Raw genomic sequence first — 12,042 nt, 5'->3', positions numbered from 1 at the left:
TTTGTGTTTAACAAACTTTGGGGGTTTAAGTCCCCCTGCCTAATGACGGCAGCGCGTTTTGATGCCTCAGCTAAATCCACGTCACAAAACGTAATTGCGAATTGCGTTAGCGGAGCGGGGCGTTAGCAAGAGTGCGAATTGCGAATTGCGAATTGCGAATTGCGAATTGCGAATTGCGAATTGGTTTAAGTCCTGCATTTTAAGGCAATTGCATTGGTCGGGGTTTCAGAGCTACGTCCAATGCCGTCCTCACTACACCCCACACCCTCCTACCCCCTACCCCCTTTTTCTTGACCTTATTACCAAAGTTAAAAGTAACAAAAAATCTACTTCCAGCTTCCTACTTCTGACTTGCTTAATGCTCGTTGTTGAAATTCAATTTCTATGTCAGCTAAAGTATGTTCCCTAGCTAGTGAGCGAATTTCCTGAAGTCCTGTAATGTGACACTCGTATAGCTTTGCATAGCCATCTAGACCACCTGTTTTTTTGTTGGTGAATTTCTGGAACTCTGGCAAGTACTTCCGAGCTATGTTCAAATACGCTTGTAGTTGTCTTGCAGAAACCTTTGGCTTTAACATCGCCGCAACTTCTGGTCTTGTTAGTTCTTCATTTTGCCAAGCATTCCTCCCTATCCCCATGACTCTGAGAACTTCTTGGAACTTCTAACTACATATAAAAATACCCGCCTTTTTTGTGGCGGGGAAGGGGACATTTTACCCAGTTAGGAAATATTTATAGGTAAAAAGCAACTATTTTTTTACCTTCGCGTTCCCACTTCTCATTTAAAAGCCAGCAAGTTATATGAACAACCTTCATTGGATTTCGATGCTTTTTTCCACACCTGAACCAGCTTCGGACGGTATCGTAACTTTCGTATCCTAATACGAATGCCATCTCTTGATAAGTTAATTTCCACTTCTTCTTAAACTCTATTGGGTGCATAGTATTTATTTGATACTTGCATAAGGAACTTATTTAATATTTATAACATAATTAATTAGTCAAATCTTTATAATTTTGTGTCAGAGGATAAATAATCTTCTTATATTTATTTATCTTAATATCTTGATAAAAGATATTAGCTATTATCGGATTTATCCAATTTATCTATAATAGAGATGCTTTCTTTTAACCAATCAACTTTATGTCCAACACAGATACTAATTTTCCTCAACTCTTTCAACCCAAAAGTCAAGTTAATGAAGATAACGAAAATCCCACCCTATTAGCCAATCGCCTAACTCCCACTGATGACCGAGAATATTGGAGATTGGAGATTTAAGATTGCAGATTGAAAAATCAAGCCCCTTAATTTATTAATGGGGATAATCTACAATCTACCTTCTAAAATCATCAGTAAATCTAAAATCTAAAATCTATCAATCCCAAGCCCCTAACTTTAGTTATGGGGTCAATCTCCAATCTGCAATCTGCAACCTACAATCAGTTGACCAAATCAAAGACTGGCTACAGTCACCACAAATCAAACAGTGGCTTACAAAGCTACTAATGGGCATACCGAATAATCTCAAGACAGAAGCGATAAATACCATAATCAAGAATGTTATACAAAACCCAGACAAAGACTCTCAAGTACAGTTCGGTAGTTCAACTATTGGAGTTGATGTTTTGCGCTGGCAGCTTTGGGCATCCTATAAATTACAGAAAGCCAGTGGAATCAAAACTCCTGATTGCCTCTATACTTTGAAAAAACATTTGGATGTTTCCAACCAACTTCCCGGATGACATAATTCCGTATTTTCGTTAATTTCCCACACAATACCCGATCTATTCTTGCCAAAAGCGTCATGCTTAACTATCCATTCTTACCAAAACCATTATGCTTAACTGCCATTAACTTAGCAGATAACTAAATCTTGTATTGAAGCCAAATTTGATGACCTTAATAGAAACATTTCTTTACATCCCTTTTAGGCTCTAGCCCATGAACAGCTTTCATCGCACAAGGAGATTCTTTAGAGTTCGTAAGCCAATTGGATTTTCGATTTGAGACGATGAGTTAGCTTTAGAGCTACCCTTATAGAAGAACAGAATCTCTCAATTACTCTTTGACTCATGACGAGGCTCCTTCAAGTCGAAAAATTTCCGATTCTGATGTTGCCGGAAATCGAGGCGTATTTAGAAAGTGGACTATTTCGTGGGATCGGCAAGAAAACTGCTCAAACTTTGGTCAACTTTTTTGGAACTGAGACTTTATCGATATTAGATAACAAAATAGAAAAACTTTACACTGTTCCCGGACTAACTCAATATCGTATTGATGGTATTACCAAAGCTTGGTCAGAGAGCAAAAAGAATCCGAACTTGGGAGTGATTACCCAACTTTTGGCTGTGGGAACTTCATTGAAGTTAGCTTTGAAAATTTGTGACTATTACGGACACAAAACTGCAAATGTACTTCAGAACAACCCTTACAGATTAATTGATGATATTGATGGCATCGGTTTTAAGACTGCTGATGAATTAGCCATATCTCTTGGTATCCCGCTATACAGCGATACTCGTTATATCTCAGCTTTAATCCATGTTTTAAAATCCGGCTTGCGTGAAGGGAATTGTTTTTTACCGTTTGAGAAATTAGTAAGTATTGCCACTGACCTGCTTTCTTCACCACAGCATACGCCCGATGTTCAATTTTTAAATACAATCATTCAACAGTTACTCTCCAAGGGGACTTTAGTTTCGGGTGATGTTGGTAATAGTGTTTATCTCAAAGCTGCTTATCGGGCTGAACTTTCTGTGGCTTTGAAGATTCTTGCTCTCCTTGACCAACCAACTCACCCCACTGAACATTTAGAACACTGGTTAGCCCAATTCCAAACTACTGACTATCGCCAACTTGCACGTTTAAGTGATGAACAAATCAGCGCCTTGATGATGGCAGCTAAACATCCAATTAGCATTATTACTGGTGGCCCTGGTCGAGGGAAAACTTATGTACTAAAAACCTTGGTTGAATGGTTCATGCATACTGATAAAGCGATTGCACTTGCCGCTCCAACAGGGAAAGCTGCTAACCGCATGAAAGATGCTACAGGCATTGAAGCAACTACTATTCACCGTTTATTGCAATGGCAGGGAAACAATGCGGTTTTTCTTCATAACGAGGATAATCCTCTAAATCTTGATTGTCTAATCGTTGATGAATTTTCAATGGTTGATATATTTCTGTTCAATTCGCTACTCAAAGCCTTGCCCAAAAAAACCAGAATTGTCCTGGTAGGGGACTTTGATCAATTGCCCAGTATTGGCGCAGGAATGGTCTTGCGAGATTTAATTGTTTCTGAACTCGTGCCAACAACTCTCTTACGGACGATTTATCGTCAACGGCATGAAAGCCCAATTATTTATGCCGCTAATGATGTCAATTCTGGCATAGTCCCTACACTGCACAATTTTAATCAAGTTTCTGATTGGATGGATGTCGGTGACTGTGCAATGATTCAAAAAGATTCGCCCCAAGCGACCTCCCAAGCCATCGTTGAGTTGGTTAAAGCTATTGGCCAGTCAGGTGTTGATTTAAATCAACAACTAATAATCTTAGCGCCCCAAAAACAAGGAGACTGTGGAGTTTACAATCTCAATCTGCTTCTTGCCCCTATCTTTAATCCCAAACAAGAAAATCAACTACAAGTTATCTCTGGGTCGGTTGTCTACCGTGCGGGCGATGTCTGCGACAAGCCGCTAAGAGCGTCTACGCGTAATCCAACTGAAAAACCGTTATGAAACTGTCCCGCCCGTGATGAATGGCGAGATCGGTCAGGTTATTGCTGTGGAGCCGGAAAAATTTCTGGTTACAATCTCTTGGGAGGGCGGTGCTGTTGTTAATTATTATCCTGGAGACTTCGAGCAAATTATGCACTCGTTTTGTATAACTTGCCACAAGAGTCAAGGTAGCCAATTTCCTTATGTGATTTTCCCATTGGTCAGGGCTAATTACCGGATGTTAACCCGTCAGCTGCTCTACACGACTATGACTCGCGCAATGGGTACATTCATCGCAGTTGGACAGCATGAAGCATTGAAAACTGCTGTCGCTACTGATAAACCCGCCCAGCGTTTTACTGGACTAACCAATCTCCTCATTTCACCTGTTGAGCAACTTAGTGAAATCTGGCAGAGTTTGAGCAACACCAGAAAAACCACTTGTACAACAACATCTTCCCCTACTGTTACTGTCGCTTCTAGGCTACAACAACGTCAACTGACTGCAACACAAGGACAGATGACTACTATTGGTAGTCTTGCACTACAAATGTATGAATCCAAGTATGGTTATCGTCCCTCAAAACAGCCCGAACTTGTCGGGAAGTTTCGCTTTAATACTTATCACTATGAAACTACCGCAATTGAGTTGATTGATTCAGCAATTGACGCAGTTCTGCTCCAATAATAAAACCCATGCCCAAAATGAGAACAACGGTCGCATCCAACCAGACTACTCTTGAAGTACACTTTTAACATTTATGGCTATTCCAGCAACACAGTTAAAGATCGGCCAATCAGTGAAGTATCTAATCGGTACTCGAAGCGGCATGAGTGCGGCAATAACCGATATCAGCAAATCATCTCTTAGTCTCAAAAATACTTATATTGTTACTTTGACCTTTGATGATGATTCACTACCAAATCACTTAAAAACACAACAACTAACTGTTTATGACGAATTGCTTGAAGGTTGTGAAATAATCACATTTTAAAAAATTCAAATTGGCAACAGCAGAGCGCACATCCCCTGCGACAAGTTGAAATCAATCAAAGAAGAATTCAGCTATTCTGAATTCAGGAGTCAGAATTAATGAGTGGGGGATTCAGACTCGCCACTTGATTATTGCACCACTAAATCTCTGATTTAGTGGGGGACTTCAACCCGTTTATTCATCCGCCAGTCGCTTAACCTTCTTCTGAATTCTGGCGACTGACGCATGTATTCTGTTTGTTAAAATACTAACTTGCTGGCTGATATAATCCCGTATTTTGGTTAAATTCCCATCCCAACCCTGCTCTATCCTTGTTCTTACACCATGCTACAAAAAGCGGTGGGGGAAGATTAATTCGCTCCTTGCGTACAGTTTCCTCACTTACACCAAGCCTCTTGGCCAAACCTTCTTCAGTTAACGGTTGCATTCGCGGACTTTGCCCAGGATAGGATGAATTGTTGTAGTACGATTTTTGGCCCCGCTTTTGTTGGTTGTTGAGATAGTCTTGTATTTTAATGATCGCCTCAGCCAACTGTGTCATTCGGGCATACATCTTCTCCACTTTTTGTTCTAAATTGGCGAGATTATCAATTACTGTGGCTTGGTTGCTATTAGATTCATTAGATTCATTTGAAAACTCTGACTCCAGCTTATCAAGTCTTTCGCAAATAGCTTTTATCGTTTCATTGGTCGGATTACTGTGACTTTTATCACTCACAGCTAAGTACTTCTCTACACTTGCCTTAATCTTTGAGTCTAGGCGTTCGTCTAAATCGTTACCACTTATTGCATCAACCTTATCTTGGGAATCGCCTAAGTAGAGATCGATAAATTCGAGCAGCGTGGCTGTTGCTGTTGTGTCTTTCGAGTTGCAACAGGCGATAAACTGCTCCCACTTCCTTTGGTCACAGTTGAAAGATGCCAGCTTTTTTTTCCGCCCTGTATTGCTCATGTAAAGCGTATCATCTAGGTAAACTTGGACTGTCCACGCTTATTAAATCGTGTAATTCATCATGATGAATTACCTTGATAGTATCATCGCCAAATGCCTCAGCGCATTCCTCAAGCGATGCCTTTTATGAAGAGATGCTACTGCCAACGGCTACCATTGGCGATCAAAAATTATCTCAGGCTTAAACACTTGCAGGATTGCTTTATCTAATTTTTGCTCATCGAAACAGTGCTGAGTACCTAGTTAGATTCCTAAGTAAGAAAGCAATAATTACATCCAGTACAGTAAGTCTGTACCCCTACCGGGGATCTTGCTATGCATAGCGTCTCTAAAAGTTGCCCCTGCTTTTAAGCCCTGGTGTCCATTAAAGAATTAGTTGTCAGTTTTAAATAATTAGTGTCCAAACGCATCGGAGAAAAGTTTGAGTTTTTGGCACGCAAGTTTTACCCGTCCGTTTTTTGGAGAATTTTTTATAGAGGAATCAAACTACTCTCAAAAAATAAACTGAAAATGACTCTATAGTTTTATGCCGTGATAGCGATGAAATAGCAGGCTACTCCAATAAGCTTGATTTGGCATGAAAGCGACAGAAGCAGGGAAGAATCTTGTACAAGTTTCTTAAAATAAGCACCTTTGCCCGTTTTCTTTAATCCAAACCTACACCTGTAATATTTGTGCATTTAAATGCTATAAGTATGCTCTTTGACCTGTTGCATTACTGATTAACTATAAAGTCATTTTTAGTTTATTTTTTTTCACCGATTTTTAGGTTTTTCTTTTAGAAGTGTATTTTTAGGGGGAACCACAAAAAAAGATCCCAGCCTTGTTCTTAATTGCTCGTTGTGTGGCGTGGATCTGGGTACTTTCGTATCTTTATGAGCAGGTAAGTGCCTTACAACCCAAATCGGGAAAATTGACTTGCCTGAACATGAAGCGATCGCATTAAAATTGAGCTTACCGAACACCAACAACTTTACTTTGGTAAATAAAGCCCGGTGCTATCATTGGGACGAGCATGAGTGTAACGGCTAGTTTGGTTCAGCGATGAATGTCCCAAGGTTGCTTGCAGCAGTTGCACAGGTGCGCCCCGGTCTAAACTATGTGTTGCATGAGAGTGCCTCAGCCAGTGTGGCGACACATTCCCAGAAATCCCTGCCCTTTTTCCAGATTCTGCAACAATCTTACGGATTCGCCGCTCACCTACAGCCCCACCCTGGCGGCTAACAAACACGGGTGCGTCGGGACTATTATTGGTTCTTTGTCCCAGCAATTCCTGATAAATGCTTTTGGGGATTACCACGGTTCTGGTTTTCTGCCCCTTGCCGTAGAGCGTAACTTGTCCGTTGCCATCGCGCCCTGGTTGTACCGAGCGCCAGGTTAAAACAGCAATCTCACTCACCCTAGCACCAGTATAATAAAGCAGTTGGATTACTAGCCGATCGCGACCCTTTGGGGTCAGGGCAATCATTGTCATCACCTCTAACTCAGAAAGAAGGCGTTCGGCTAACTTATCCTTGGGTTCGGGTAACGGCACTTCGGCGGCGACATTAAATTTTGTCCATTCTACTTTCAGAGCGAACCGCAGCAGACTTTTGATCGCCGCAAGTTTTCTGGCACGGGTGGACACCTCATATTCCTTGGTTTCCAGATAATCAGCGAACGCTAGAACGTCGTTCATTGTTACTGTTCGCAAGTCTAAATCATTCAACTGTACAAGTTTTGGGCTTATACCTAGCACAAAGGCAATGAAATAACGGATATCTGTCTCATAGCAACGCCGGGTTTCCGGCGAGCGCTTGCTACTCTTCCACAGCTCCACTATTTGGGCAGTGTTGGTAACATCTGCCATCCTCTGCACCGAGTTTTCTGCCCCTGGTGTTAGCATCGAGAGTTCTGAGGTTCCTACATAAAATCCAATCAGCCTCTTACACAAAAAAAGATTGTTCCGAATGGTGTGTCCCTTTTTTAATTATCGATTCCAGGGGAGCAACATTTACTAAAATTTCCTAAACGTGAATTCACGCCTAAATTCTTGAGTTAACCGTAGCAACGTATTAATACGTCTACCTCTGTAAAGAAAATAACTCACCTCCCCTATACAAAAACTGCCTCAATATGACCCAAAGCGACCGTTACTAGATAGATCCGATAACATTAGTTTTCGGATCTTCAGCCGTGAAAGCATACATTTACCGTTGGTCAGAGGATACCTCTATTACCGCCCTCCCAGTCGATAAGGGAGGGATTTTCTGTTGATTTTTGCCCCAAACTTGTGTATACATTTCTTTATTACCAGCACAGACACGGCATAAAGTTTAGTACTGCTGACCTCGTGGCAATATTTTTCTGCTTGCGCTTTCTTCAGAAATGGGACGTACCGCCATATTCGCTTACCTTGGGGACTAAGCGGCTTCCAAGCAACCCTTGATTGGGAACGCCAATAATATTAGTTCATGAAATTATCCCTCCATTGGCAACACATCTTCAGAGAGCAAGGCATAAAATTCCGGGACTTGAGCCTCGACAAGTCGCAGTTCATCAGGAGCGATCGCTTCAAGTTCCAGCACCGTATCCCAGCGCAAATCCTCAACCCATCGCTTAAGGATGCCCTTAATCGCATCAACCCCCTGCTTGATACCAGAGCGAAGCATTTCCACGCAGTGGAGTAGCGTAATGCGATCAGTGAAGAGAGCAGAGGGGCAGGGGGGCAGGGGGGCAGAGGGGAAAGAACTTGTACAAATTTCTTCTTTGTTCCTCAACTTTTCAATTCCTCTGCTCCTCTGCTCCTCTGCTCCCCTGCTCTCATCTGTAGTATCCTCCCCTTGGCAATGGGAGTTCCCTATAGCATTAGGGGGGGGTGTGGATACGGCCTGCTGATTGGGGTTTACATTATACGCAGCAGGGGTTTGAGCAGCATAATAGGTTCGATTTTCTTTTTGATTACGCTTTTCCACGCGATGAGCAATTACCTCTTGAGCAAATTCTAATTCCTCTTTAGATAAAGAAAAAAGTTTCACCTGTTGACCCCGCTTGCCCTGCTTGCGGAAAGTCAGCTTTAGCCCCAGCTGCTCTAGTAAAGTCGCCAGCAACCAAATAGGTTTACAGTCAGTAGGAATAGTAAACCCAAGAATTGCTTTGACGTGAGCAGCACAATGTATAGCGATCTCCGTCATCTTGAGCAAAGTGGGGTCATCGGCGGTAACTTCATCACCCTTCATTAAAGAAGTGAGAATTTGATGCAGTCCCAGGTTAAATCTAGCCAGCCACCGTGCGGAATAATTGCCCCAGTCGATGCACAAAGGTAGATTGTCGCGCTCGGTGCGGTCTTTTTGGGTGACAATTGTTGGTGGGGTAGGATAAGTTTGCCCGGTTTTGGGGTCAGTAAACGATTCTTCGGGTGGGGCTAAAATTGCCTCAAGTCCAGCTAAGGCTCTAATTAATCGACCACCTTTATCCATTTCTACGAGTGATTCGGTTACTTCGATGCCGTAAGAATCAGAAATGCGAAACTTTTCACATTCAAAAATTTCGCTAGGGTCAAGGTAATCTTTGCTCTGACGGGCACGGTACTCACTCAAAGTAATATTATTAGCCCTGGCAACAGCCGAATTGTGGGCACTATCCAAAGCTTGTGCTGCTGCTTTTAAACTTTCAAGGGATTGAGGATCTGAATCACTTCCCACATATATAAATGTATTGCCCATTTCTGTGAGAAGCGATCGCAAATCATCACGCAGATTATTGAGAGAATAGTGGCGGTTAGCCATAATTTGGCAGTAAGCCTCAAGCGCCCAATCTTTCTCTGCGCCCCGCTTACCCGTTTCTCTGTCAATCCGCAACAGAAAAGCGGTCATTTCATTGGTTTGGAGCAAGCGCTCTTTAATCTTGGTAGCATTGGTATCCTTGTAACCAAAGGGAGGACGCGGGGCCACCCAAATATGAAACGGGACTTTTGGACGATAACGGTAAAGCTGTTGGGCGCATTCAGTAGCAGTTTGGGAAACGCCGTGAAAGACACCAAATACTAAGTCAAAATGATACTCGGAAATATCGACACCAGTACCCAGGCTGGGAGAGGTGAACAAGGCATCAAAGTTTTTGACGGCGTTGGTGATATCTTTAATGAAAGCGACGTTTTCATCACTGCCGGAATTATCGGAGTGGACAGACCAGATGCGCCATTTTTGGGGTGTATGGGATTGGTCAGAGTTAGGATCTTCGTACTTAATGGTAAAAGACTTTTCGAGTTTTTTGATGAAACGCTTGGAGTCACTTGCAACCATGACTTTCAGACCTTGCATCAGGGCTGCCGAGATTTGGGCAACTAGGGCGCTTGAATTACTGCCTTCGTACCAATATATAGTGCGTGAGCCATTTTTCCATTCATTTTTGACGATGTAAGGTACTTCACCTACTGGTCGCATTGCCCGAAAGAAGTCCACGGTTAAATCATCCATGTGTGCGTCGGCAAGGACGACTAGTGGCGCGTTGTATACTATATATTCCAGTACCTCCAAGATTGCTGCACGGTGCTGTTTACACGTATTACTGTGTAGTAGGTGGGTAAGGTATTGGCAAGCTTCATCTATAAATATGCAGCCATAAATCAGCGCTTGCGTATTGAGTTTGTGCAAGCTGTCAATGGTAATACTAAGGGCTTGGGCTTGAGCTAAACCTGTGTAACCCAAGTCTGAATACATCGCAGTTCTCAGGCGTAAGCTTAAATTCTTCAGCAGGTTGACGCGATGCCCGTTGTTGAGGAACCGAGCGTCGGGGTTTTGGTCACGCCACCAGCGCATGAGTTCAGTTTTCCCCGTACCCATATCGCTCCAGAGTACAACTAGTCCTTTGTCTGGAAAACGGAAAGATTTTTTCGGATTTTGGGTACAAGGTTTGGCACTAAAGGAGCTAGAATCTTCTTTCAACTCAACATTTTCCCTAACCCCAGTATCCAAATCGCAGTCCGTAGCTATCAGATTTGGACTGAATAATTTTTCAAGTCCAAGATCGTAAAGAGGCGGGGGAGATGAACATTTTTCCTCCAAATCAGGAATGCATAGTGCTTGGGTCAAATATTTAATATTAATAGTGACATCCGGCTGGTATTTGCTTAACCCCCATTTCTTAGCTCGATAGGAGCGCTGGTAATCGGCAAGTGATTTGGCATCGTCTATAATTGCAGTTAGCAAAACATTGGCATCTTCACCCCTGGCTACCACGAAATCATCTACACCTTTTTCTGGCCCCGGCAACAGCGCAACTTCACATAAGCAACCTGCCGATTCGATTGCTTTTGCAGTGCGAACAGTGGCTTGAAACACCGACCACCTAGTTTTAGAAGAAGTTTCGTAGTCGAATAAAATAATGAACTTGCGTCCCGCCTGAGCCATTGGTACTAAGTCAGGATGCAACCGTTCATCAAAATCCTGTTTGCCCACGCGACCATTCCAAATTCCCGGCAGTGCGATCGCTACAAACCCTAAACTAAGCAAGCAAGCGGCTTTTTTTTCCCCTTCGCATAAGATAATCGGAATCTCTGGATGCTGTTTCACCCACTCCCAAAATATTAGTGGATTGAGTTGATCCAGCAAGCGCAATGCTAAAAGCGAATGATAGCGCTTAATTAAATAACGTTTTGCTATTTTGTCCCAGATGGGGTTAGCGACATCAAAGTAGGTAACGCGGTTGGGAGTTTTGGGGGGTGACTCGTATTTGACGGGTTTCCCTTTTTGCCAATCAATGCGAGGAAAGTTGGGCTTGATCCTTCCCCACTCCATTGGTTGCCAGTTTTTGAATGGGTCAAGTGACTGAATCCACGTCCCACCCAGTAATAGATGCTGATACAGCTTTAAGTATCCATCTGTTACCCGACCCGCATTCTTACGTGGAATTTTATCAGATATGAACAGGAAATCATAAACTGATTCTCCCTCTATATGGAAAAAGTTGCGCTTAATCAACGCCGGATGAATGGCGCTACCAGCTAACAACTCATGGTATTCCGCAGCCGTGAGGTTGTTGGGATATTCAGTTAGAGAGGCAACACCAGGGTCAAGGGTAAGGGGCAAAGGGGAAGGGGAGGAAGAATTTGCTAACTCTTCCCCGTCCCTTTTCCCTTTTCCACTTAACCTTGACCCCGTTTTTTTAGGGGTATTATTCATCGGTTCTCCCCTTGGAATTCCTTGGAGAGAGATTTGTCTAATCTGAAAGTAATATCGGTGCTGAAACTTTTCCCACTCGCCAATGCCACAGCACAAAGTTGCCGTGCGTAGACGCTTCTGCGGCAAGTCTCAGATAACGCACCATCCGACCCCATACGCTCTACTACTGCGCTCTTAGGGCGTTCTCTATTTATCACAATATTTTCCC

Annotated in this window: 9 protein-coding genes; 5 read left to right on the top strand and 4 right to left on the bottom strand. The window is 42.9% G+C overall.

The features are described 5' to 3' along the window. Positions 1–326: 326 nt before the first annotated feature. Positions 327–638, bottom strand: coding sequence for a hypothetical protein (locus IQ274_RS31990; protein WP_104902150.1), 312 nt, complete (start codon positions 636–638; stop codon positions 327–329). A gap of 506 nt (positions 639–1,144) precedes the next feature. Here IQ274_RS31990 and IQ274_RS31985 point away from each other — a divergent pair. The 5 genes from IQ274_RS31985 (at position 1,145) to IQ274_RS31970 (ending at position 4,721) form a co-directional block, all read left to right on the top strand. Continuing rightward, positions 1,145–1,282: a hypothetical protein gene (locus tag IQ274_RS31985; RefSeq protein WP_194144662.1), complete on the top strand. Its 138-nt coding sequence runs from the start codon at positions 1,145–1,147 to the stop codon at positions 1,280–1,282. Positions 1,283–1,509: 227 nt separating this feature from the next. Then, positions 1,510–1,746, top strand: coding sequence for a hypothetical protein (locus IQ274_RS31980; RefSeq protein ID WP_194144661.1), 237 nt, complete (start codon positions 1,510–1,512; stop codon positions 1,744–1,746). Positions 1,747–2,076: 330 nt separating this feature from the next. Beyond that, entirely contained in the window at positions 2,077–3,747 is a 1,671-nt protein-coding gene (locus IQ274_RS31975) for an AAA family ATPase (RefSeq protein WP_228058508.1), read from the top strand. 16 nt (positions 3,748–3,763) lie between these two features. Then, positions 3,764–4,414: an ATP-binding domain-containing protein gene (locus IQ274_RS36975; RefSeq protein WP_228058510.1), complete on the top strand. Its 651-nt coding sequence runs from the start codon at positions 3,764–3,766 to the stop codon at positions 4,412–4,414. Positions 4,415–4,487: 73 nt separating this feature from the next. Further along, the gene (locus IQ274_RS31970) at positions 4,488–4,721 is read left to right on the top strand and encodes a hypothetical protein (protein ID WP_223280370.1); all 234 of its coding nucleotides are present in this window, start codon (positions 4,488–4,490) and stop codon (positions 4,719–4,721) included. A gap of 247 nt (positions 4,722–4,968) precedes the next feature. Here IQ274_RS31970 and IQ274_RS31965 read toward each other — a convergent pair whose 3' ends face one another. The 3 genes from IQ274_RS31965 to IQ274_RS31955 all read right to left on the bottom strand — a co-directional run bounded on the left by IQ274_RS31965 (position 4,969) and on the right by IQ274_RS31955 (position 11,960). Further along, positions 4,969–5,673, bottom strand: a complete 705-nt coding sequence (locus IQ274_RS31965; RefSeq protein WP_194144660.1) for a hypothetical protein — start codon at positions 5,671–5,673, stop codon at positions 4,969–4,971. 973 nt (positions 5,674–6,646) lie between these two features. Next, entirely contained in the window at positions 6,647–7,558 is a 912-nt protein-coding gene (locus IQ274_RS31960) for a tyrosine-type recombinase/integrase (RefSeq protein ID WP_194144659.1), read from the bottom strand. A gap of 574 nt (positions 7,559–8,132) precedes the next feature. After that, on the bottom strand, positions 8,133–11,960 hold the full coding sequence (locus tag IQ274_RS31955; protein ID WP_228058507.1) for a plasmid replication protein, CyRepA1 family: 3,828 nt from the start codon (positions 11,958–11,960) through the stop codon (positions 8,133–8,135). Between the last annotated feature and the right edge of the window lie 82 nt (positions 11,961–12,042).

Source organism: Nostoc sp. LEGE 12447 (assembly GCF_015206985.1).
Classification (GTDB): Bacteria; Cyanobacteriota; Cyanobacteriia; order Cyanobacteriales; family Nostocaceae; genus Nostoc.
Note: the sequence above shows the minus strand (reverse complement) of the source record. Positions and strands in the feature narration are given on the sequence as shown.